The organism is Microbispora sp. ZYX-F-249, assembly GCF_039649665.1.
In the GTDB taxonomy this organism is placed as follows: domain Bacteria; phylum Actinomycetota; class Actinomycetes; order Streptosporangiales; family Streptosporangiaceae; genus Microbispora; species Microbispora maris.
The window spans coordinates 26427-49947 of the sequence record NZ_JBDJAW010000040.1 but is presented as its reverse complement, the minus strand read 5'-3'; the positions used below and the strand labels follow the sequence as shown (position 1 = coordinate 49947).

The window sequence follows — 23521 nt, the reverse complement described above, 5'->3', positions numbered from 1 at the left end:
GGCGCCTTTCCGGCGTGCGCTTCCGACCCGCCCGCAGTGATCGGAGCACCTATGCGCCCCTTCCGCATCGACATCCCGCAAGCCGACCTCGACGATCTGCGGCGCCGGCTCGCCGACACCCGCTGGCCGGACGAGCTGCCCGGCGTCGGCTGGGAGCGGGGTGTGCCGCTGGCCCACCTGAAGGAACTCGCCGAGTACTGGAGAACGGAATTCGACTGGCGGGCCGCGGAGGCCCGGCTGAACCGGTATCCGCAGTTCGTCACCGAGATCGACGGCGCGACCGTGCACTTCCTGCACGTCAGGTCGCCGGAGCCGGACGCGCTCCCGCTGCTGATCACGCACGGCTGGCCCGGCTCGGTCGCCGAGTTCCTCGACGTCATCGGGCCGCTGACCGATCCCCGCGCCCACGGCGGGGACCCGGCCGACGCCTTTCACGTCGTCATCCCGTCGATCCCCGGCTACGGCTTCTCCCGGCCGCTGACCCAGACCGGATGGGACGTGCCGCGCATCGCGAACGCGTGGGCCGAGCTGATGCGGCGACTCGGGTACGACCGGTACGTCGCGCAGGGCGGCGACGCCGGTTCGCCGATCTCGCTCGTCCTGGGCGCGATCGACCCGGGGAGCGTGGCGGGGGTGCACGTCAACATGCTCATGACGTTCCCCTCGGGGGACCCCGCCGAGATCGCCGCGCTCGACGAGGGCGACCGGGAGCGCCTCGGCCGGCTGGCCCGCTTCGACCAGGACCAGTCCGGCTACATGAAGATCATGGCGACCCGGCCGCAGACGCTCGCCTACGCGCTGACCGACTCCCCGGCCGGGCAGCTCGCCTGGATCACGGAGAAGTTCTGGGAGTGGACCGACTCGGTCAAGTCGCCCGAGGACGCGATCGACAGGGACGCGCTCCTCACGATCGTCTCGATCTACTGGCTCACCGCGACCGCGGGCTCCTCCGCCCAGTTCTACTACGAGGGCGCCGAGGGGGTACGGCAGGCCGTCGCGGGGACGCCGCCGCCGCCGGTGAACGCGCCGGTCGGCGTGGCGGTCTTCCCCCACGACCTCTTCGTCCCGATCCGGTCCTTCGCGGAGCGGGACTACCCGAGCATCAGCCACTGGACCGAGTTCGACCGCGGCGGCCACTTCGCCGCACTGGAGCAGCCGGACCTTCTGGTGGAGGACATCAGGGTCTTCTGCCGGACGCTGCGATGACGGGCCGGACAGAGCAATCGAGAGGAAGCGCGGCGCCGCCCGGAGGGCCATCGTGGTGCTCGAGTCGCCCCGCGGCTGCTCGGGCTCCTCGGGCCTGTCATTCCCACGAGCAGGAAGAGAGCAAGCGATGAGCAGAACGGTCATCGACGTCTGGGTCGCCGACCTCACCTTTCCCGGCTACATGGACCGGATGAGGCGGATGGCGCGCGAGTTCGGCGAGGCGCACCCCGAGTACGCGGTGGAGATCAAGGGACACGACTTCCGCGAGCTCCCGCTGGAGATCGCCCGGGCCGCCGCGCACGGCCGGCCGCCCGCCGTCGCCGAGTGCTACTTCTACGTCAGCCGGGCCATCAGGGACCTGGTGGGCCCCGACGGCAGGCCCGTGTTCACCTCGGTGGAGAAGGCCATCGGCGGGCGCACGGAGATCCTGGGGGAGCCGGTCGTGATCGACGACCTCATCCCGGCCGTGCGCGGCTACTACACCTACCAGGGCGACCTGACCTCGATGCCCTCGGTCGCGACCACGATGCTCCTGTACGCGAACCGCACCCTGCTCGACCGGGCCGGCGTCACCAGACTCCCGGCCACCTGGGCGGAGGTGGAGGCCGCGTGCGACGCGGTCGCGGCACTGCCCGGCGGGCCGTCGCACACCATCACGTGGGCCAACCACGGCCTGTTCTTCCAGCAGGCCCTCGCGGTGCAGGGCGGCCGGCTGGTGGACAACGACAACGGGCGGTCGGCGCCCGCCACGACGGTCGACCTGGCCACCCCCGAGATGCTGGCCTGGGTCGAGTGGTGGCGGCGGCTGCACCGCAAGGGCCACTACCTCTACACCGGGAAGATCCCGGACTGGGAGGGCAACCTCAAGGCGTTCGCCACCCAGGAGGTCGCCTTCCGCATCACGTCCTCCAACGACCTCAACTACATGGTCCAGGCGGCGGAGAACGCCGGCTTCGAGATCGAGGTGGGCCGGTTCCCGGTCAACGACGAGGTCCCCTACGCCGCCAACGCGATCGCCGGCACCTCGCTGTGGCTGGCCGACGGCCTCGACGAGAGGACCCGGGACGGCGCGCTGGCGTTCCTGCAGTACATGCACAACGCGCGCAACGCCGCCGACCAGCACAAGATCAACAGCTTCATCCCCGTCACCGGCGCGTCCACGGCGCTGCTGGAGCAGGAGGGCTGGTACGACAGGCATCCCTACCACCGGGTGGCCGGCGACCAGCTCAGGTCCTACCCGCCCGGGGCGGCGCCCGCCGGGGCGGCGGGGGCGCCTCCCGTCTGGGGGCCGTTGTTCGGGGACTTCGCGGGGGTCCAGGACGTCATGACCCGGGCCATGGCCGACGTGCTGCTCCACGACGCGGACCCGGTCGCGAGGTTCACGCAGGCCACGGCCGAGGCGCAGGAGCTCCTGGACGCCTACCGCGCCGACGCGCGGGGGACCGGTCCGCGCCGCCCCGAGAGCGTGCGGGTCGAGTACTTCCGGGACGCCGAGCCGTACTCCGGCGCGGACCTGGAGAACGTGGTCCAGCTCAGCCGCGGGTAAGGGCGGCGCCGCCGCCAGCGACGACGGTCGGACCGCCGGCCGCGAGCAGAAGGAAAGGACGGACAACGTGACTGTGACCGAAGCGCCCCCCAAGGCCGGGCGGCGCGAATGGGCCGGGCTGGCGGTGCTCACCCTGCCCACCTTCATCGTCTCCATCGACCTGTTCGTGCTGCTGCTGGCGCTGCCGAAGCTCAGCGCGGACCTCGGCGCCGACGGCGTCCAGCAGCTGTGGATCATGGACGTCTACGGCTTCATGCTCGCCGGCTTCCTGGTCACGATGGGAACCCTGGGCGACCGCATCGGCCGGCGCCGGCTGCTGCTGACCGGCGCCGCCACCTTCGGCGTCGCGTCGGTGCTCACCGCCTACTCGACGAGCCCCGGCATGCTCATCGCCGCACGGGCGCTGCTGGGCATCGCGGGCGCCACCCTGATGCCCTCGACCCTGGCGCTGATCACCAACATGTTCCAGGACGCCAAGCAGCGCGCCGCGGCCTTCGGCCTGTGGGGCGGCACCTTCACCCTCGGCGCGATCGTCGGCCCGATCATCAGCGGCGTGCTGCTCGAGCACTTCTGGTGGGGATCGGTGTTCCTGCTGGCCGTGCCGCTGATGGCGCTGCTGCTGATCGTGGGCCCCACCCTGCTGCCCGAATACCGCGACGGGAACTCCGGCCGGCTGGACCCGCTCAGCGTCGTGCTGTCGCTGGGCACCATGCTGCCGATCGTGTACGGCATCAAGGAGCTGGCCCGGCACGGGTGGCAGACGGTGCCGACCGTGGCGCTCGTGGCCGGCCTGGTCGTCGGCGTGCTGTTCGGGCGCCGTCAGCGCAAGCTGGCCGACCCGCTGCTCGACCTCGGCCTGTTCCGCAACCGCGCGTTCAGCACCGCGCTGGGCAGCCAGCTCAGCTACAGCGTGACCGGTGGCGGCCTGATGCTGTTCATGATGCTCTACTTCCAGGTCGTGCAGGGCATGTCGACGCTGCAGGCGGCCGTCGCCACGCTGCCCGGCATGGCCGGGGCCACCGCCGGCTTCATGGTGATGCCCAAGCTGGCGACCAAGATCCGTCCGGCGTACGTCATCTCGGCGGGCATGGCCGTCGTCGCGGCCGTCCTCGTGGCCTTCACGCAGATCAGCGCGGAGTCCGGGACCGCGACGCTGGTCATCGGCTTCGCCCTCGTCTCCTTCTGCGGCTCCGCGCTCGTGGCGCTGGGCACCAACCTGGTGGTCGGCTCCGCCCCGCCGGAGAAGGCCGGGTCCGCGGGCTCGCTGGCGCAGATGAGCAACGAGTTCGGCGGCACGCTCGGCATGGCGCTGCTCGGCACCATCGGCACCGCCGTCTACCGGACGCAGGTCTCCGGCGCACTGCCCGACGGTCTGCCGGCCCAGGCCGCCAAGGCCGCCGACGACAGCATCGCGGGCGCCGCCGCCGCGGCCGCGACGCTTCCCGGGCAGCTCGGCTCGGCTCTGCTCACCGCCGCGCGCGAGGCGTTCACCAGCGGCCTGCACACGATCGCGGCGATCGGCGCCGTCCTGCTGGCCGCCGTGGCCGTGCTCATCGCGACGGTGCTCAGGCACGTGCCGCCGGTGGGCCAGGAGGACAAGGCCGGGACGCCGGACTCCGCGGAGTCGTCCGAGGCGCCCGGCGGCCCGGGGGAGCCCGCCCTGCAGAAGGTGCTCGACTGAACGGCCGGACCACCCCCCGCCCCCTCTCGACGCCGCTTCCCCCCGCCGCACGGCGGGACGGGAGCGGCGTCGTCGCGTCCGCGGGGCGTTCCGCAATCGAGGAGATGCGGGATGACCAGGGCAAATGTGACCCTTGCAGCGTACCTGCCGGGCCGGGCCCGGCAGTCACTCGCTAGATCGGAGGAAACCAGTGATCGATCCCACCGACGATTTCGACGTGGTCGTTGTCGGGGGCGGCCCCGGAGGGGCCACCACCGCGGGACTGCTGGCGCGGCGGGGCCACCGCGTGCTGGTTCTGGAGCGGGAGAAGTTCCCCCGGTACCACATCGGTGAGTCGCTGATCACCGGCGTGCTTCCCGCGATCGAGGAGCTGGGCCTGCGGGAGCGGCTCGACGCGCTGGGCTTCACCAAGAAGTACGGCGGCACGCTCCTGTGGGGCAAGAACGACACCGTGCCCAAGGGCTGGCGGGCGCTCGGCAGCAAGGGCGAGGACGGGCAGGCGATCTGGGGGTTCCGCTTCTCCGAGGCGTCCCGCTACGAGTACTCCTACCAGGTGCGCCGGGCCGACTTCGACGCCCTGCTCCTCACCCGGGCGCGGGAGCTGGGCGCCCAGGTCGTGGAGGAGGCCACCTTCCGTGAGCCCGTGTTCGACGGCGACCGGGTCGTGGGCGTCTCCTACACCCGGAAGGGCGAGACCGAGCCGCGCACGGTCGGCTGCCGGATGCTGGTCGACGCCTCCGGCCAGGCGCACGTTCTGGCGCGCCGGTTCGACCTCATCGAGTGGCACGAGGACCTGCGCAACATCGCCGTCTGGACGTACTTCCAGGGCTGCCGCACGTACGAGGGCGACCGGGCGGGCGACATCCTCACCGAGAACCGGCCGAACGGCTGGTTCTGGTTCATCCCGTTGTCGGACGGCACGGTCAGCGTCGGCTACGTCACTCCGGTGGAGGAGTACAAGAAGTCCGGCAAGAGCCTTGAAGAGCTCTACTTCTCCGAGATGGAGCGCACGCAGGAGGTCAAGGCCCTCACCGAGGGGGCGGTCCGTGCGAGCGGCTTCCGCAGCACCCGCGACTGGTCGTACACCTGCCGGCGGTTCCACGGGCCCGGGTGGGCGCTGACCGGCGACGCCGCCGCCTTCGTCGACCCGCTCCTGTCCACGGGCGTCACCCTCGCCATCCGGGGGGCCCACGGTCTGGCGGGGACCCTCGACGCCGTGCTGCGCGACCCGGCCTCGGAAAAGCGCCTGCTCGACCGGTACGAGAGCAACTACCGCGACTTCCTCGGCTCGCTGCTGGAGTTCATCCGCTTCTTCTACAACCGCAACCGTCCCAAGGAGGAGTACTGGGACAAGGCCCATCGGGCGGTGGACCCGGACGGGCGGCGGACGCGGACGATGAGCTTCGCGACGATGCTGTCCGGGCTGACCGGTCTGGCGGACGTCTTCGACGCCCCGGAGACGCAGCCGCAGACGCAGACGCAGACGCAGCCGCAGACGCAGACGCAGCCGGAGACGGAGACGGAGCCGCAGCCGCAGCCACAGCCGGAGCCGCAACTGGCCGGCGCCGCCGCCGAGGCGTAGGACGGACGCACCGCCATGGATGCGTCGCCAGTGCCCGTGGCGCCCATCGGCGCTCACCAGCTCCTGCTCCTGCTGCTGCAGATAGGCGTGCTCCTGGGGACCGCGCTCGCCCTCGGGCGGGCGGCGCGGCGGGTGGGCCTGCCCCCGGTCATCGGTGAGCTGGGCGCGGGTGTCCTGCTGGGACCGTCGCTGCTCGGGCAGGTCGCCCCCGGCCTGTCGGGATGGCTGCTGCCGCACGACCCGGCCCAGACGCACATGCTCGACGCCGTCGGCCAGATCGGCGTGCTCCTCCTGGTCGGGGTGACCGGGATGAGCATGGACCTGGCCCTGATGAGGCGCACCGGCGCCACGTCGCTCCTCGTGAGCGGGGGCGGGCTGCTGGTGCCGCTCGCGTGCGGTGTCCTGCTGGGGTTCGGGCTGCCCGCGGCGCTGCTCGCGCCGGGCGGGGACCGGCAGGTCTTCGCGTGGTTCCTCGGCGTGGCGATGTGCGTCAGCGCCATCCCCGTCATCGCGAAGGTGCTGCTGGAGCTGCGCCTGCTGCATCGGCGGGTCGGCCAGCTCATCGTCAACGCGTCGGCGCTCGACGACGTCGTGGGCTGGCTGCTGCTGTCGGTGGTCTCCGCGATGGCCACCACCGGACTGCGGGCCGGCTCCGTGGTGTCGTCGGTGCTGTACCTCGCCCTGGTGGTCGCGATCGCGGCGTTCGTGGGACGGCCCGTCGTCGCGGCGCTGCTGCGGCTGTCGGCCCGGTCGCCGGAGTCGGGCGTCACCGTCGCCGTGGCCGTCCTGGTCGTCTTCCTGTGCGCGGCCGGCACCCAGGCACTCGGCATGGAAGCCGTCTTCGGCGGGTTCCTCGGCGGGATCCTTCTCGGCGCGGCGTCCGGGCGGCAGCTCCGCATGCGGCTCGCGTCGCTGCGCACCGTCGTCATGTCGGTCTTCGCCCCGCTGTTCTTCGCCACGGCGGGCCTGCGCGTCGACCTGACCGCGCTCGCCCGCCCGGTGGTCGTGGCGGCGGCCCTGGCCGTCCTCGCCGTCGCCGTGGCGGGCAAGTTCGCGGGCGCCTATCTCGGCGCGAGGGCCGGCAGGCTCGGGCACTGGGAGGGGATCGCCCTGGGCGCGGGGCTCAACGCCCGGGGGGTCATCGAGGTGGTCATCGCGATGGCCGGTCTCCGGCTCGGCGTGCTGTCCGGCGAGATGTACACGATCGTCGTCCTCGTCGCGATCGTCACGTCGCTGGTGGCACCGCCGATGCTCCGCTTCGCCGTACGGCGGATGCAGGGCCCGACCACCGAGGAGCGGGAGCGGGAGAGGGAGCTGGCTCTGGAGCCGCTCCCGTGATTAGCCGCAATTCGGAAGATGCACCACAAACCAGGCGAGTGTCACTCTGGCCCGGAATCGAGTCGATTGGAGAGACGTGATGGACACCTCTTCCGTTCACGGTTCTGTTCACGGTCGCTTCGCCGAGCAGGCGCGACGGACGCCCGACGCGGTGGCGGTGTCCTGGACCGACGGCCGGCTGACCTACCGGGAGCTGGACGAGCGCGCCGGCCGGCTCGCTCGCCTGCTCCTCGACGCGGGAGCCGGGCGGGAGACGCCGGTGGCGGTGCTGATGGAGCGCTCCGCCGACCTTGTGGTGGCCATCCTGGGGATCCTCAAGGCGGGCGCGTCCTACCTGCCGTTGCACGCCGCCTACCCGCTCGACCGCATGCAGTGGATCCTCGAATCCTCGGGGGCGCCGGTGCTGCTCACCGACGAGACCACGCGCCGCCGCGGCCTCCCCGAGGGCGCCGAGGTCGTCGTCCTGCGGGGCGAGCACGGCCTGCCGCCGGAGCCGGCCCCGGACGCGCAGGACCACCCGGGGGACCTCGCCTACACCATCTACACCTCCGGGTCGACCGGTCACCCCAAGGGCGTCGCCGTCGAGCACAAGGACGTGCTCGGCCTGGCGTTCGACTCGATCTGGGAGACCGGGCGGCACGAGCGGGTGCTGATGGTGGCGCCCTACGCCTTCAACGTCTCGACGTACGAGCTGTGGGTGCCGCTCCTGCACGGCGGGCGGATCGTCCTGGCGCCCCCGGGCGACCTCGACGTGCGCGCGCTCGGCCGGCTGATCGCCGACAACGGCGTCACCGCCGTGCATCTCACCGCGGGCCTGTTCCGCGTCGTCGCGGAGGAGGCGCCGGAGAGCCTCGCCGGCGTCCGCGAGGTGCTGACCGGCGGCGACGTGATCGCGCCCAGCGCGGTGCGGCGGGTGCTGGAGGCCTGCCCCGGCATCGTGGTCCGGGCCATGTACGGCGCGACCGAGGTCACGCTGTTCTCCACCCACGCACCGATCGAGGCGCCGTACGACGGCACGGTCGTGCCGGTCGGCGGGGCCATGGACGGCGTGCGGCTGCACGTTCTCGACGAGCACCTGACCCCGGTTCCCGACGGCGAGGCGGGGGAGCTGTACATCGCCGGCCGCGGCGTGGCACGGGGCTACGCCGGCCGCCCCGACCTGACGGCCGAGCGATTCGTCGCCGACCCCTTCGGCCCCGCGGGCGGGCGGATGTACCGCACCGGGGACCTCGTCCGCCGTAACGCCGACGGCCTGCTGGAGTTCGTGGGACGGGCCGGCGACCAGGTCAAGATCATGGGCTTCCGGGTCGAGCCCGCCGAGGTCGAGGCGGTCCTGGCCCGTCACCGGAGCCTGGCCAACGTCGCGGTGGTGGCCAGGCGGACGGACACGGGGGACACGCGTCTGATCGCCTACGCCGTGCCGGAGTCCGGAGACCTCGACGTCGCGGCCCTGCGCGCGCACGCGAAGGAGTGGCTGCCCGACTACATGGTGCCGTCGGCGTTCGTCCCGATGGCCACGCTGCCGCTCACTCCCAACGGCAAGCTGGACCGCCGCGCGCTGCCCGAGCCCGACCTCGACGGCGGCTCGGCGTACCGGGCTCCCGCCGATCCCACCCAGGTGCTCCTCTGCTCGGTCTTCGCGGAGGTGCTCGGGGTGCCGAGGGTCGGCGTGGACGACAGCTTCTTCGAGCTGGGCGGCCAGTCGCTGCTCGGGATGCGGCTGGTCAACCGGATCCGCGCCGTCCTCGGTGTGGAGCTGACGCTGACCGAGCTGTTCGACGCCCCCACCGTGGCCGCCCTCGCGCAGACGCTCACCGAGGGCGCGCAGCCCCGCAACTGAGAAAGGCGAACGATGAGCAACCCCTTCGACGCCCAGGACGGCTCGTTCCTGGTGCTGGTCAACGACGAGGGCCGGCACTGCCTCTGGCCGGCCCCGACGCCGGTGCCGGCCGGTTGGACCGTCGCGTACGGCCCGCAGGGGCGCGACGCGTGCCTGGGCCACGTGACCGAGCACTGGACCGACATCCGCCCACGGACGGAACGGGCGTCAGCCGCGTCCCGAGCCTGAGGAGACACCACGCATGGCCGCATCAACGCACGCTTACGACGACATGAGCGTCGGGCACATCGAGTTCTACGTGGACGACGCCGGCGCCGCGGCGGACCGGCTCTTCGGCGGGTTCGGCTTCGAGCGCACCACGCTTCCCGGCCGGCCGGGGTGGTGCAGGTCGCTCCTGCTGACCGGCGGCCGGATCCGGCTGGTGCTGACCGAGGCGCTCTCGCCGGAGCACCCCGCCGCCGCGTACGTGGAACGGCACGGGGACGGCGTGGCGGACATCGCGTTGCGGGTGCCGGACGTCGCGGCGGCGTTCGCCGAGGCCACGCGGCGCGGCGCGCGTGCGGTGACCCCGCCCGAGGGAGACGGTGACGCCGTGACCGCGCGGATCGAGGGCTCCGGCGGCGTGGTGCACACGTTCGTGCAGGGCGTGCCGGACACCGGGCCGGCGCTGCCGGGCCGGGGCGGGGCGCCTGCGGAGGTGGACCACTTCGCCGTGTGCGTCGAGCCCGGGCGGATCGACGACACGGTGGAGTTCTACCGGCGGGTCCTCGGCTTCGAGCTGGTGTTCACCGAGCACGTCGTCGTCGGTTCGCAGGCGATGACCACCAAGGTGGTGCAGAGCGGATCCGGCGGGGTGACGCTGACGCTGATCGAGCCGGACGTGACGCGCGTGTCCGGCCACATCGACGACTTCCTGCGCGACCACGGCGGCGCCGGGGTGCAGCACATCGCCTTCACGGTGCCCGACATCGTGGCGGCCGTCGGCACTCTCGCGTCCCGGGGGGTGGAGTTCCTGCCCACTCCCGCCGCGTACTACCGGCTGCTCCCCGAACGGCTCGAACCGCTGCGGCACCGGGTCGAGGAGCTGCGCAGGCTCAACATCCTGGTCGACGAGGACCACGACGGCCAGCTCTTCCAGATCTTCACCCGCTCCACCCACCCCCGGGGCACGTATTTCAGCGAGCTGATCGAGCGGATCGGGGCGAAGACCTTCGGCTCCGGCAACATCGCGGCCCTCTACACCGCGGTGGAGCTCCAGCGGGAGACGGGAGAGGCCGAGGAGGCCGCCTGAGCGACCAGAGCAATGTGGAAGAAGCCGCGCGGCCCCGCCGTTGCTAACGTCTCCCGAAGTGCGGGAAAGACCTCGTGACAGGGGAGAAGAGCAGGCGAAATCGGGAGCGCCGTCCATCGGCGCGCCGGCCCGGTCGTCGCGTCGGCGAAACGGACCCGTGCCAGGACCCGGAGGAGGAATTGTGAGCATTTCCGAGATTTCGCCTGCGCCGATTGATTTAACCGGAGATATCCCCCTTTCTCACACACAGAGTTTTCTGCGGCTGTTCGACCAGGGCGACGACGCCGGGCCGTTCGGCCCCCGGTACAACCTCGTGGTCGGGTGGCGCATCGGAGGGCGCATCGACGTGGACGTCCTCCGGCAGGCCCTCGACGACGTGGCGGCGCGGCACGACGTGCTGCGCGCCACGATCGTCCGCGGCGACGGCCCGGGGCACCAGCACGTCGCCCCTCCCACTCCCGTCCGGCTGGTGGTCCGCGACCTGCCGCCGAGCGAGCCCGGCGAGCGTGACCTCCTCGCGGAGGAACTCCTCGGCGAGGTGGAGGCGGGATCGTACGCCGTCGCCGATCTGCCGCACTTCAGCGCGGTCCTGGGCCGGTTCGACGACGAGGACGCGGTCATCGCGCTGATCGCCCATCACACGGCCTCCGACGGCTGGTCCATGCACCTGCTGATGCGGGACGTGGCGGCCCGCTACGCCGTCCGCTCGGGCCACCCGGATGTCGCGCTGCCCGAGGCGAGGCCGTACGCGGAGTACGCGACCCGGCAGCAGGAGTCGGCCGGCGACCCCGCGACCGACGCCGCGCGGCGCTACTGGCGGGACAAGCTGAGGGGTGCGCGGATGCTCGCGATCCCGACCGACCACCCCCGGTCGGCCGGGCTCGCCAAGAGGAATCCGGTCCACCGGTTCACGATCTCCGCGGAGGTGACCTCGGCCACGACGGCGCTCGCCCGCGAGATGCGCTGCTCGCCCTTCATGGTGCTGCTCGCCGCCTACAACGTCCAGCTGCACAGGATGACCGGCGCCACCGACCTCGTCGTGCCCACCCTCGCCTCGGGCCGCAACCAGCCGGAGTTCCACGAGACGGTCGGCCCCTTCTTCAACTTCGTCCCGCTCAGGACCGACATCGACGGTTGCGGGACGTTCCGCGAGGTGGTCGGCCGGACGCGGGCGACCTGCCTCGAGGCGATGACCCACGACCTGCCGTTCGCCCAGGTCCTCGCGGAGGCGCCGGAGCTGATGGCCCCCATGGCGGAGGACCGTCTCGCCGCCTGCGCCTTCCAGGTGTGGCAGTTCCCGGCCGTCATGGAGCGCGAACGGGTCGGCGACCTGGAATACACCCAGGTGCGCAAGCGCGTGCTCTCGCAGGAGGACGGAACCGACATTCCCGACGGAGCTCTGATCACGCTGGACCTCGATCCGTCCGGCGAAATCTTCGGGAACATCTCACACAACACCAATCTCTTCGCCGACGCCTCGATGCTCGATATGGTGGCGGAGTATCGGCGCGTCCTGGAAAGGGCGGTCGCCGGTCCCGACCTCCCCCTGTCGGAAATCTGACCATCGGCGCGGAGAACGTACGAATTCAGGGATTCGCCAATCTCCCTGAGCCCGATACGAACAACACGGAGGAGAATCGATGACTGTGAAGACCGACACCTTGAAGGTGCCGGGAGCGACCCTGCACTACGAGGTGTCCGGGTCGGGACCGGTCCTGCTGCTGATCCCCGGCGCGCCCGCCGACGCGAGCATCTTCGCTCCCATCGCCGCGGCCCTCGCGGACCGGTACACCGTCGTCACCTACGACACCCGCGGCACCTCGCGCAGCCCCCTCGACGGGCCGGCGGAGGAGCAGCGCATCGAGACCCACGGGGATGACGCCAAGGCGGTGCTCGACGCCGTCGGCGGCGAGCCGGCGTACGTCCTCGGCTGCAGCGGCGGGGCCCTGATCGGCCTCGACCTGGCGGCCCGTCACCCCGAGAGCGTCCGCACCCTGGTGGCGCACGAGCCCCCCGCCCTCCAGCTGCTGCCCGAGCGGGAGCGCTGGGAGGCCGCGTTCCAGGACGTGTACGAGACCTACCGCGTCGCGGGCGGCGGTGCCGCGGCCGGCAAGTTCATCGCGACCGTCGAAGGGGGCCTCGACGCGGCCGAGAGCGGCAAGGCGCCCGAGCCGCCGCAGATGCCTGACATGTCGCAGATGACCCCCGAGATGCTCGAGTCGATGGGCCGGATGCAGGCCAACTTCGAGTTCTTCTTCGCGCACCTGCTCCAGCCCGTCATCCGCCACACCCCCGACGTCGACGCGCTGCGCGCCGCCCCGTCGTCGGTCGTCGTGGCGGTCGGCCGTGACTCCAAGGGGCAGATGCCGCACGAGTCCGGCGTCGCCCTCGCCGACCGGCTCGGCACCACGCCGGTCGAGGTGCCCGGCGACCACCAGGGCTTCGCCATGCACCCGGGCGAGTTCGCCGAGGCCGTGCACAGCGCGCTGGCCGGCTGACGAGCCGGGACACTCCGAGGGCACCACGGATCACCGCGATCCGTGGTGCCCTTCGGCGTTCCCGGAGGTGATCGGGGCGGCGGGGACGGGCGTCCGGGACCACCAACGCAATACGGAAGGTGCCCCACGGAACGGCGCGGTCCGACGATGGGGAAAACATCCGCCGCCGGCGCGGCGGCCGCATGTGCCCTGCAGAAGGAGGACTGTGATGGTGGACGCGAAGGGGGCGGGCGCCGGGCTGTGGGCGGCCGCGCACCTTGGTACGCCGATGGCGCTGCGGGTGGCGGCCACCCTGCGGGTCGCCGACCACATCGCGGCCGGCACCGGGACCGCACCCGAACTGGCGAAGGCGTGCGGGGCGGACGCGGACGCGCTCGACAGGCTGTTGCGCTATCTGGCCGTCCGGGGCTACTTCAGCCGGGAGGACGACGGCCGGTACGGGCTGACCCCCCTGGGCGAGCCGCTGCGCGACGACCACCCCGACGGCATGCGGGCCCAACTGGACCTCGAGACCGCCCTGGGCCGGGCGGAGCTGGCGTTCGTCCAGCTCCTGCACTCGGTGCGGACGGGCGAGGCGGGCTATCCCCTGCAGTTCGGCCGGTCCTTCTGGGAGGACCTGGTCGCCGACCCGGCGCGCAAGTCGTCCTTCGACTCCTCGATGTCGGCCCTCGTCCCCGCGCGGTCGCCCGCCGTCATCGGAGGGTACGACTGGGCATCGCTCGGCACTTTGGTGGACGTCGGCGGCGGCGACGGCTCGCTGCTCATCGCGCTGCTCCGGGCCTACCCCCAACTGCGGGGCACGGTGGTCGACCAGCCGATGACGGCGCGGGCCGCCCGGCAGGCCTTGGAGGAGGCGGGGCTGGACGACCGCGGCGACGCCGTGCCGGGCGACTTCTTCGAGCCGCTGCCCGCCGGGGCGGGCGGCTACGTGCTGTCCTGGATCCTGCACAACTGGAACGACGACGCGGCCTGCCGGATCCTGCGCCGGTGCGCCGAGGCGGCCGGCGCGCACGGGCGGGTCCTCGTCATCGAGAAGACCGGACCGGACGGCAGGTCCCCGCACACGGGGATGGACCTGCGCATGCTCACCTTCATCGGAGGCAAGGAGCGCGGGCTCGCCGAGCTCGACGGCCTGGCGGGGGAGGCGGGGCTGCGGGTGGTCGCGGTGCATCCGGCGGGCGTTTTGTCGATCACCGAGCTGGCCGCGGCGTGACGAGCGCCGCCGCCCCGGAGAAGGAGACGCCGATGCCGCCGATCGAGCAGCTGGCGGGGCCGCGCGAGCTGGTCGCCGCCCTGGTGACCCCCGAGGGGCGCCAGAACCCCTACCCCGTGTACGAGGAACTGCGCGCGCACGGCGACCTGCTGCACATCAGGCCGGGCCTGATGATGGCTCTCGGGTACGCCGAGATCTCGCACGCGCTCCGCTCACCCCGGCTACGGGTCCAGGACGCCAGAAGCTACGACGTCGTCCACCCCGGCTGGCGCTCGCACGCGTCGCTGCGCGGGTACACCGACTCGATGCTCTACACCAACCCTCCCGATCACGCGCGGCTGCGCCGGCTGGTGAGCAAGGGCTTCAGCCCCGCACGGGTGGCGGCCCTGCGGCCGGCGATCGAGCGGGTGACCGGCCGCCTGCTGGACCGCATGGCCGGGCTCGCGGCCGGGGGGACGCCGGTCGACTTCATCGCGGAGTTCGCCTCCCGGCTGCCGATCGCCGTCATCAGCGAGCTGCTCGGCGTCCCCGAGGACGACCAGGCGTGGTTCCGCCGGGTGGCCAAGGACCTCACCATCGCGCTGGAAGGCATCACCAACGTCTCCAGGATCGGGGTGGCCGACGCGGCGATGGACGAGCTGTCGGCGTACTTCGACGAGCTGATCGGACGCTCCCGCCGGGAGCCCCGCGACGACATCGTCGGCGCGCTGGTGCGGGCGCACGACGACGGCGACCGGCTCACCCACGACGAGCTGGTGGGCAACCTCATGCTGCTGCTGACCGCCGGGTTCGAGACGACGAGCTTCCTGCTCGGTCACGCGCTGCGGCTGGCGCTGGAACAGCCGCGCCACGCGGCCCGGCTGCGCGGCGAGCCCGGCTTCGTCACCGGCTACGTCGAGGAGGTCCTGCGGTTCGAGTCGCCGGTGCAGGCCACCAGCAGGTGGGCGGAGACGGACGTGGACGTCCTGGGCACCACCGTGCCCGCGGGCACGAAGCTGGTGCTCGTCCTCGCCGCGGGCAACCGCGATCCCCGGCGCTACACCGACCCCGGCCGGTTCGACCCGGACCGGCCCGACGTGCAGCCGCTGAGCTTCGGCGCCGGCGCCCACTTCTGTCTCGGTGCGCCGCTGTCGCGCATGGAGGCGCAGATCGCGCTGCCCACCCTGCTGCGCCGCTTTCCGCGCATCGCCGCGGCCGAGCCCCCGACCCGCCGGGACCGGTGGGTGGGGCGCGGTCTCGAACGCTTTCCGATCGTGCTCGAATGAGCCGCCGTCCCGAGTGGGAGGACACCAGCCATGCCCTCAACCGGCGCCCCCATCGCGTCGCCCGCCGCCCGCACATCCGCCACGGCCCTCGCACCGGACAGGGTGGCCGCCTACCTGCGCCGGCTGGGTGTGGAACGGCCGGCCCGGCCCACGCTGCCGGCGCTGCGCGCCCTCCACCGCGCCCACGTGGAACGCGTGCCGTACGAGACCCTGGACGTCCAGCTCGGGCGGCCGACCACGGTGAACCCGCTGGACTCGGCCGAACGCGTCCTGCGCGGGCGCGGGGGGTACTGCGTGCAGCTCAACGGCGCCTTCACGGCGCTGCTGACGGCACTCGGCTACGACGTCACCTGGCACAGGGCGGGCGTGCAGGGCAGCGCCGCCGCCCCGCCCTCCAGCGCCGACCACGCCCCCCACCTCGCGCCGACCGTGACGCTCGACGGCGAGGTCTGGCTGACCGACGTCGGCCTCGGCGACGGGCTGTACGAGCCCGTGCCGCTGACCGCCGGAGAGCACACCCAGGGGCCGTTCACGTTCCGGCTCGGGCCCTCTCAGGTGGAGCCCGGCGGCTGGCGGTTCGACCACGACCCCCGGGGCGCGATCGCGGGCATGGACATCGAGACGGAGCCCGCGGACGAGGACGACTTCGCCCGGTGGCACGGATACCTCTGCACCTCACCCGAGTCGCGTCTGGTGCGCGCCGCCGTGGTCATGCGGCGCGACGCCGTGGGGGCGGACTGCCTGACGGGCTGCGTGCTGCGCCGCATCGAGGGCACGGGCCGCAGCGTCCGCGAGCTGACCGGGGCCGACGAGTGGTTCGGCGTGCTCGAGGACGTCTTCGGCCTCGACCTGACCGATCTGGACCCCGCGGAGCGGGCGGCCCTGTGGACCAAGGTGCGCACGGCGCACGAGGCGTGGCGGGCGGCCCGGGCACGCTGAGCGGCGCACCCGTCTCCCGCGCCGTCCGCCTCGCAATCGAGGAGATGCACCGCCCGCGCGGCTGAGGCGACGATTTCGATGACCGTTCCGATTCGATGTCCGTTCCGAACGGCACAGCGGGCACCCCGGGGCCTTCCGGGCCGTGTCTGCGGCCCGGTCAGGAGGAGATGAGCATGAACGAGGGTTCCCGAGCCGTCATGGATCCGCCGGTGGCGCACCTCGGCACAGCGGACCTTGACACGGCGCACCTTGACACGGCGCACCTCGACACGGCGCACCTCGACACAGCGCCCGCCATTGCCGAACCCACCGGGCCCGCCATCCCGGCGCCGGCCGTGCCCCCGCAGGCGCCGCAGCGGTGGGAGCAGCACCTGGGCTCCCTGCTCGATCGGCTCAGGATCGCCGCCGACGGGCTGGTGCAGGTGGGTGCGCACATCGGACAGGAGATCGAGGCGTTCACCCGCTGCGGGTTCCGGCGTCTGGTGCTGCTGGAGCCCAACCAGGACCACATCCCCGAGCTGCGCCGGCGGCTGCGGTACCACGAGCGTGCCGGGCTGCCCGCGCCGGCCGGCGGCCTGCCGGCCAGGGAGATCGTCGTGTCGGCCGCGGGGCGCACGCGTGGCGAGGCCGTCCTGCACGTGACCGAGTACGACCAGCAGGCCAGCATGCTGCCCCCGCTGCTGCCGATGGCCGTCGTACGGCAGGACACCATCCCGGTCCTTCCCCTGCGCGAGGTGCAGCAGGGCTGCAACGTGCTGGTCGTGGACGCGCAGGGCGCGGAGCTGGAGGTGCTGGCCGGCGCCGACCTCGACCGCCTGGAGCTCGCGGTGATCGAGGGCAGCACCTGGGCGCGCTACGACGGCGGGTCCACGCTCGACGTCATCGCCGACCACATGCGCGCGGCGGGCTGGCGGGAGGTGGCCCGGTGGCCGCACGCCCGTCCGTACGTCGTGGACGTCGCCTGGGTGGCCCCCCGCACCCGCCGCGCGCCCCGGACCTGACCCGTCCCGCCGGGGCGGGCGACGACCAGAGGGAGGGCAGCCCAGAGATGCGCATCGACACCTTCGGCCCCGCCGGGGCCGGCGTGGAACGCGCCGCCGTTCCAGACGACCGTACGGGCGCCGACCTGGTGTGCGAGCGTGACGGGCACGTGGCGGTGCTGCGGCTCAACCGGCCCCGCGTGCGCAACGCGCTCGGCGCCCGGTTGGTCGACCTGCTCGCCGCCCGGCTGGAGGCCCTCGACCGGGATCCCGAGGTGCGGGTCGCGGTGCTGACCGGCAGCCCGCCGGGCTTCTGCGCCGGGTCGGACCTCAAGGAGCTGGCCCGCCTGGAGATCGGCGACATGGTCCGCCACGAGGCGAGGACCGGGCACGCCGCCCGGACCGTCCAGCGACTCGGCATCCCGGTCGTCGCCGCGGTGGAGGGCTTCGCACTCGGCGGCGGGTTCCTGCTCGCCACCGCATGTGACGTCGTCGTCACGGCCGCCGACGCGCGCTGGCACCTGCCGGAGGTGCGGCTCGGCTGGGTGCCGCCCTGGGGGCTGGAGACCCTCGTCACCCGTGTCGGACCGGCCGCGGCCAAGCGCCTGACCTGGGGCGCCCGGCCGCTGACCGGTGCCGACGCGTGCCGGCTGGGGGTGGCCGACGAACTGGCCGAGCCGGGCCGGGCACTGGAGCGGGCGCGTGAGATCGCGGCGGACCTCGCCGCCCTGCCTCCGCGCGCGGTCGCCTCCGCCAAGCGCGCTCTGGGCGACGCCACGGCGGGCGCGGCAGAGGCGCTCGACGCGCGGACGACGTGGATGTTCGGGGAGGACTGCGCGCACGGCGGCATCGCCCGCGACAGCCTCCGCGCGTTCGCTCGGGAGGCGCGGCCGTGAGCAAGGTGTGCGGAGCGGACGCCGCCGTCGCGCTGATCGGGAACGGGCAGTCGGTCGCCTGCACCGGGGTGATCGGCTGGCTCACACCCGACGCGGTCCTGGCCGCCCTCGGCGCCCGGTACGACGCGACAGGGGGGCCGCGCGACCTCACGTTCTACTTCCCCTGCGCGACGGGCGACGCGGCGGGCATCCGAGGGATGGACCACGTCGCGAAGAAGGGCCTGATGCGCCGGATCGTGTCGGGCTCCTACATCAACCCCAGGCACCCCGTCACCGGGGCACGGCCGGCGCTCACCGAGCTGATCCAGAACGACCTCGTCGAGGCGTACAACTGGCCGATGGGCGCGGCGATGCACTGGCTGCGCGAGGTGGCCAGGCGGGGCCCCGGCTACCTGACCCGGATCGGTCTCGGCACCTACATCGACCCCCGGCACGGCGGGGGGAAGTTCAGCGCCCCGGCCACCGAGGACCTGGTGGAGCTCGTGGACTTCCGCGGCGAGGAGCACCTGTTCTACCCCGCCTGGCCGCTCGACGTCGGCATCGTGCGGGCCGGCAGCGCCGACGAGGACGGCAACCTGTCCTTCGAGGACCAGCCGCTCACCTCCAGCGCGCTCGCCCTCGCCCTGGCGGTCAAGGCGTGCGGCGGCACGGTGATCGCGCAGGTCTCCCGGATCGTGCCGCGCGGTTCCCGGCCCGCCCGCGAGGTGCGGATCCCCGGGTCGCTCGTCGACCGGGTCGTCGTCGTGCCGGACGCGCCGACCGGCACCGGTGTGCGCGACGATCCCGGCTACCTCGGCGCCGTCCCGGACGCCCTGAAGCGGCTGCCCACGCTGGCTCCCGGGCCGGACAAGGTGGTGGCGCGGCGGGTGGCCAGGGAGATCCGCCCGGGCGAGACCTCCATCTTCGGGTTCGGCGGCTCCTCCGACGCCGTGCTGTCGATGGCCGAGGACGGGCTGCTCGACGACGGCCGGCTGTACGACCACACCTTCACCACCGAGCACGGCTCCTTCGGCGGCGTCGTCATGAGCGGCTGGCAGTTCTCGGCCAACTACGCTCCGGAGGCCCTGCTCGACGGCCCTTCCCAGTTCGACTTCATCGACGGGGGCGGCTGCCCGTTCGCGGCGCTCGCGTTCGCCCAGATCGACGCGGCCGGCAACGTGAACGTCAGCCGCTTCGGCGCGGCCAACCCCGGTGCCGGCGGCTTCGTCGACATCGCCGCCTCGGCCCGCCGGCTGGTCTTCGCCGGCACCCTGACCACCGGCGGCCTCGACGCCGAGTGCCGGGACGGCAGGCTGACGATCCTGCGGGAGGGCCGCGTGGCGAAGTTCGTGCCCGCCGTCGACCACGTCACCTATCGCGCGGGCGAGGGCGTGCGCCGCGGCCAGGAGGCTCTGATCGTCACCGAGCGCGCCGTCTTCGAGGTCACGCCCGCGGGCCTGGTCCTGACCGAGACGGCGCCCGGCGTCGACCTGCGCCGCGACGTGCTCGACCGGGTCGCCTTCCCCGTACGGCTGGCCGACCGGGTGCGCACGATGGACCCCGAGCTCTTCCGCCCCTGAGCCGTGGCCGCCATTTCGTGCGCCGGCCGGGCGTATTCCGCCGCAGCGGTCATTTCCGCGCCATTCCGTCCCGGGATGAGTTCATTCCGGGACGGCATTCGCGCTTCCGTGCCCTTCCGCCGGACGCGGGAGGCGCCGGACAGGCAAAGGAAAAGCCCAGCACGGGCCCTATCAGAGAGGTAAGATCGCGCCATGAGATTTCGCGCCAAAATCCAGCTCGACGGCAAGACGGCCACCGGCATCCGGGTTCCGGTGGAGGTCATTGAGGCGCTCGGCTCCGGTAAGCGCCCGCCGGTCAAAGTGACGATCGGCGATTACAGCTATCGCACCACGATCGGCGTTTACGGGCCGGAATTCCTGGTGCCGGTCAGCGCGGAGAACCGCAAGGGCGCCGGCGTCGCCGCGGGCGACGAGGTCGACGTCGACATCGAGCTCGACACCGAGCCCCGCGTGGTGACCGTGCCGGAGGACCTGGCGAAGGCGCTGGCGGACGAGCCCGCGGCCAAGACGTTCTTCGAGGGCCTGACCCACAGCCAGAAGAAGGGCTTCGTGACCTGGATCGAGCAGGCCAAGAAGGCCGAGACGCGCGAGCAGCGCGTGGTCAAGTCGCTCGCCGCGTTGCGCGAGGGCCGCAACCGCCCCTGACATCCGAAGTCACCTGCACAGCGAAGCGCCGTACCGGGTCCGAGCCGGTACGGCGCCTCTGTGTGGCGGGTCGTCAGATCGCCGCGGGGCTCCTCTCCTCCTGGCGCAGGGGCTCCTCGGCGGCCGGCGCGACCGGCCGGGCGGCCGCCTCCTTCGCCTTGCGCGCCGCGGCCCACCGGTCCGCGAGGCGGATGACGGGACGTTCGAGGACCCAGTAGCTCACCGAGGCGACCGCGATCGTCGAGAGCGCCACGGGGATCACCAGGGCCCAGAAGCCGAACTTGCCCAGCAGCATCTGGACGGGGACGGTCTCGCCGAAGATGCTCCCGCTGCCGAACCGCAGGTACATCATCGGGAAGTGCCAGAGGTAGATGCCGTACGAGATGCGCCCGAGGTAACGCATCACGCCGTTGCCGAGCGTCACCTCCATGAACCGCGAGGCCGCGCCCGGCACCACCAGCGGGACCATGAGCAGGAACGAGAAGGACAGCAGCATCGCGTCCCGCACGAGCGCCGCGGGGGTCGTCTGCCAGTCCGCCGTGCCTGGGACGCCGAACGGCTGGGCGCAGTTGATGGCGTAGGCGACCAGCGCGCCGAGCCAGAACAGGTGCGGCCTGCGGACCGCGAGCCGCCAGAAGGCCGGCTCCGACCCGGGGGAGACCTCGGCGAGGACGGACCAGATCGCCATGGCCATGCCGATCGCGAACAGGCCGGTGATGCCGAACGGCCAGAAGTACTGCGGCGGCCACGCCTCGTACGCCGAGTGGACGTAGGCGGTCCAGGCGAACTGGAGCACCACGAGCACGCCGAGCGGGACCAGCATCCGCCGGGCCTTGCGCGCCGGGTCGTCGACGCCGCGCCCGAGCCGGTGGATGAACCACGCGAGCACCGGCAGGGCCAGGTAGAACTGCGTCTCGGCCGGAACGGTCCACGCCACGTCGAGCCCGGCGTAGTAGTGGAAGTCGTAGATGTGCAGGAGCAGGAACGGGCGCAGCACGTCCCAGACGCCCTGCAGCGCGTCGAGGTTCAGGACCAGCAGGCAGAACGCGGTCATCAGCCAGAAGGCGGGCAGCAGTCGCGCGCCCCGCCGGACGAAGAACCGGCCGAGGTCGGGCTTGGCCGTGCCGAGGAAGGCCCGGCGGACGAAGGGCTTGTAGAGGAACAGGCCCGACATGATGAAGAACGGTCCGATGGACAGCTGACCGGCCGCCAGGATCGACCAGATGCCCTCGCGTGGCGGTCCGGCCGCGGAGCTGAGCACGAACGTTGCGAACGCGACGTGCGTGAAGACGACCGCCATCGCGCAGATTCCGCGTATCCCGTCCAGTGTGCGGACGCGTGTCTTGTCGCGGGCCGCTACGCCGGCGGTTGGAGGTGCCACCATAGCGCCATCCCTTCTTTAGTAACGGATGAGGCCCACTTTGTCCCGACAGATACGACTGGGCATCCTTTAGATTGCTTACTCCTGGCTTGCCGGGACTGCCCGTCATCACAAGTCACATCGCACGGCCCACAGGTCGGGGAACATCGGCGTGAACACGCCGGCGCGGAGGTGGGGGGCGCCGGAGGAGCCACCGGTGCCCGTCTTGAACCCGATGATCCGCTCGACCATCTTCACGTGCCGGTACCGCCACTCCTGCAGGCGCTCGTCGAGCTCGATCAGGCCCTCGCAGACCTGTGCGGGCAGGCCGTCGTCCGTGTAGACCGCCCGCAGGGCCTCCCGCACCGCCTCCGACTGCTCGATCGGCAGCGACACGTCCCGGCGCAGCAGCTCGCCCGGGATCGGGTAGCCGTGGATCGCCAGGTAGCCGAGCAGGGAGTCGAACAGGGACGGCCGGTTCATGGCGGCCTCGATGCGGTACCGCTCCGCGCTGCCTTCGTCGTAGCGGCCGAGCACCTGCCGGTCACGCCGGCCCAGGACGGCCTCGACCTCCCGGAACTGCGCCGACTGGAAGCCGCTGGCGCTGCCGAGGGCGTCCCTGAAGGCGGTGAACTGGGGAGGTGTCATGGTCTCGAGCACGTCGACCTGCGCGACCACCAGCTTGAGTATCCCCAGCGACCGGCGCAGGGTGTGGAGCACGCGTCCGCTGTCGCCGAGGGCGAGCCGCTGCTGCAGCTCGGCGAACTCGTGCAGGAGCTGCTTGAACCACAGCTCGTGCACCTGGTGGATCACGATGAACAGCACCTCGTCGTGCTCGCGCGTGCGGGGGCGCTGCGCCGTCAGGACCTCGTCCAGCGCGAGGTACGAGGAGTAGGTCAGCACGGTTGTGTGGTCGAGGATCATGGTGAACGACCTCCGGGAGTGGTTGACGGGCCGCGATCCGCGCGCCGTGAACCGCGGGCGGCGGAGCGCGGCCGAATCCGGGAAACGGCCGGCGGCGCGAATTCGAGTCGCATTTTTCGGTGCTTCCGCACCGGACCGCGATTTGTTCTCGCACTCTCCAGGGTGCGCCGCGCCCGCCTCCGCGAACAGGCCGGACAAAGACATCAAGCTGGCGGGAAATGACAGCTTCCTGTCAGCCGGGGAAATGCGGTTCCGCTTTTTACGCAGTCCTCGCCGCCAACGGCGGAAGCACGAGAAAAGCACGATGGAAGATGGCCGGCGCCGTCTTCCGGCGTACGGTTGCCGGACCGGTGCGCCTGTTTTTCCGCAGGAGGTCGCTGATGTGCCTGCCCTCGCTCGCCTGCGCGTCGGGTCTCGACGTCGTGCCCGCCCCGCCGCCGTCGCCCGCGTTCGCGGACGAACTCCCCCTGGCCGATCCCTTCCGGGCGGCCGCCGTGTTCGCGGTGGAGAGCCGCGTCGCGGAGATATGGAGGAGCGTCCTGCGCGTCGGCGAGGGCGAGGAGGACGCGACCTTCGCCGACCTGGGCGGCGACGCCATGGCCGCGCTCCGGATCGCCGGGCGTGTCCGGCGCGAGCTCGGCCTCCGGGTCGAGCCCGGCGCCGTCGCCGAGCACCAGGACCTGCGGTCGTTCGTGCGCCACGTCCTGACCGGAGGCGCGCGGGCGGTGCCCGCCGGACTCTGACAGCGCTTCCCGCCC

The 23521-nt window shown here is 72.4% G+C and carries 20 protein-coding genes; 18 read left to right on the top strand and 2 right to left on the bottom strand.

All coding sequences use genetic code 11. From position 1 onward, the window contains the following. Window positions 1–51 precede the first annotated feature (51 nt). The 17 genes from AAH991_RS32835 to AAH991_RS32755 all read left to right on the top strand — a co-directional run bounded on the left by AAH991_RS32835 (window position 52) and on the right by AAH991_RS32755 (window position 20479). The gene (locus AAH991_RS32835) at window positions 52–1206 is read left to right on the top strand and encodes an epoxide hydrolase family protein (RefSeq protein ID WP_346229813.1); all 1155 of its coding nucleotides are present in this window, start codon (window positions 52–54) and stop codon (window positions 1204–1206) included. A gap of 127 nt (window positions 1207–1333) precedes the next feature. Beyond that, entirely contained in the window at window positions 1334–2752 is a 1419-nt protein-coding gene (locus AAH991_RS32830) for an extracellular solute-binding protein (protein ID WP_346229812.1), read from the top strand. A 67-nt stretch (window positions 2753–2819) separates the two neighbouring features. Further along, on the top strand, window positions 2820–4433 hold the full coding sequence (locus AAH991_RS32825; protein WP_346229811.1) for an MFS transporter: 1614 nt from the start codon (window positions 2820–2822) through the stop codon (window positions 4431–4433). Between the two features lie 190 nt (window positions 4434–4623). After that, window positions 4624–6015 carry an NAD(P)/FAD-dependent oxidoreductase gene (locus AAH991_RS32820; protein ID WP_346229810.1) on the top strand — a complete coding sequence of 464 codons (1392 nt, stop codon included), beginning with the start codon at window positions 4624–4626 and terminating at the stop codon, window positions 6013–6015. 15 nt (window positions 6016–6030) lie between these two features. Continuing rightward, window positions 6031–7353, top strand: a complete 1323-nt coding sequence (locus AAH991_RS32815) for a cation:proton antiporter (protein ID WP_346229809.1) — start codon at window positions 6031–6033, stop codon at window positions 7351–7353. Window positions 7354–7432: 79 nt separating this feature from the next. Continuing rightward, window positions 7433–9193: an amino acid adenylation domain-containing protein gene (locus tag AAH991_RS32810; protein WP_346229808.1), complete on the top strand. Its 1761-nt coding sequence runs from the start codon at window positions 7433–7435 to the stop codon at window positions 9191–9193. 12 nt (window positions 9194–9205) lie between these two features. Beyond that, window positions 9206–9421, top strand: coding sequence for an MbtH family protein (locus AAH991_RS32805; RefSeq protein WP_346229807.1), 216 nt, complete (start codon window positions 9206–9208; stop codon window positions 9419–9421). 13 nt (window positions 9422–9434) lie between these two features. Further along, window positions 9435–10484, top strand: a complete 1050-nt coding sequence (hppD, locus tag AAH991_RS32800) for a 4-hydroxyphenylpyruvate dioxygenase (protein WP_346229806.1) — start codon at window positions 9435–9437, stop codon at window positions 10482–10484. A 181-nt stretch (window positions 10485–10665) separates the two neighbouring features. Next, window positions 10666–12045 (top strand): condensation domain-containing protein, encoded by a 1380-nt coding sequence (locus AAH991_RS32795; RefSeq protein WP_346229805.1) that lies wholly within the window; start codon window positions 10666–10668, stop codon window positions 12043–12045. 79 nt (window positions 12046–12124) lie between these two features. Further along, complete coding sequence (locus tag AAH991_RS32790; RefSeq protein WP_346229804.1) at window positions 12125–12982, top strand: alpha/beta fold hydrolase; 858 nt, start codon at window positions 12125–12127, stop codon at window positions 12980–12982. Between the two features lie 208 nt (window positions 12983–13190). Continuing rightward, the gene (locus AAH991_RS32785; protein ID WP_346229803.1) at window positions 13191–14195 is read left to right on the top strand and encodes a methyltransferase; all 1005 of its coding nucleotides are present in this window, start codon (window positions 13191–13193) and stop codon (window positions 14193–14195) included. A gap of 32 nt (window positions 14196–14227) precedes the next feature. Further along, the gene (locus AAH991_RS32780; RefSeq protein WP_346229802.1) at window positions 14228–15460 is read left to right on the top strand and encodes a cytochrome P450; all 1233 of its coding nucleotides are present in this window, start codon (window positions 14228–14230) and stop codon (window positions 15458–15460) included. A 30-nt stretch (window positions 15461–15490) separates the two neighbouring features. Then, the gene (locus tag AAH991_RS32775) at window positions 15491–16399 is read left to right on the top strand and encodes an arylamine N-acetyltransferase family protein (protein ID WP_346229801.1); all 909 of its coding nucleotides are present in this window, start codon (window positions 15491–15493) and stop codon (window positions 16397–16399) included. 173 nt (window positions 16400–16572) lie between these two features. Next, a complete protein-coding gene (locus tag AAH991_RS32770; RefSeq protein ID WP_346229800.1) occupies window positions 16573–17400 on the top strand; it encodes an FkbM family methyltransferase in 828 nt (275 codons plus the stop codon). 47 nt (window positions 17401–17447) lie between these two features. Beyond that, window positions 17448–18275, top strand: coding sequence for an enoyl-CoA hydratase/isomerase family protein (locus AAH991_RS32765; RefSeq protein WP_346229799.1), 828 nt, complete (start codon window positions 17448–17450; stop codon window positions 18273–18275). After that, the gene (locus tag AAH991_RS32760; RefSeq protein WP_346229798.1) at window positions 18272–19834 is read left to right on the top strand and encodes a CoA-transferase; all 1563 of its coding nucleotides are present in this window, start codon (window positions 18272–18274) and stop codon (window positions 19832–19834) included. Before AAH991_RS32765 ends, AAH991_RS32760 begins: the two co-directional genes overlap by 4 nt. A gap of 192 nt (window positions 19835–20026) precedes the next feature. Beyond that, a complete protein-coding gene (locus AAH991_RS32755) occupies window positions 20027–20479 on the top strand; it encodes a YdeI/OmpD-associated family protein (RefSeq protein ID WP_346229797.1) in 453 nt (150 codons plus the stop codon). A 73-nt stretch (window positions 20480–20552) separates the two neighbouring features. Here the strand turns inward: AAH991_RS32755 and AAH991_RS32750 are convergent, their stop codons facing one another. Together AAH991_RS32750 and AAH991_RS32745 are read right to left on the bottom strand one after the other, a co-directional pair. Further along, window positions 20553–21863 carry an acyltransferase family protein gene (locus AAH991_RS32750; protein WP_346229796.1) on the bottom strand — a complete coding sequence of 437 codons (1311 nt, stop codon included), beginning with the start codon at window positions 21861–21863 and terminating at the stop codon, window positions 20553–20555. A 105-nt stretch (window positions 21864–21968) separates the two neighbouring features. Then, window positions 21969–22763, bottom strand: a complete 795-nt coding sequence (locus AAH991_RS32745) for a tryptophan 2,3-dioxygenase (RefSeq protein ID WP_346229795.1) — start codon at window positions 22761–22763, stop codon at window positions 21969–21971. A gap of 350 nt (window positions 22764–23113) precedes the next feature. Between AAH991_RS32745 and AAH991_RS32740 the strand changes: the two genes are divergently transcribed. Beyond that, window positions 23114–23506 (top strand): phosphopantetheine-binding protein, encoded by a 393-nt coding sequence (locus AAH991_RS32740; RefSeq protein ID WP_346229794.1) that lies wholly within the window; start codon window positions 23114–23116, stop codon window positions 23504–23506. Window positions 23507–23521 lie beyond the last annotated feature (15 nt).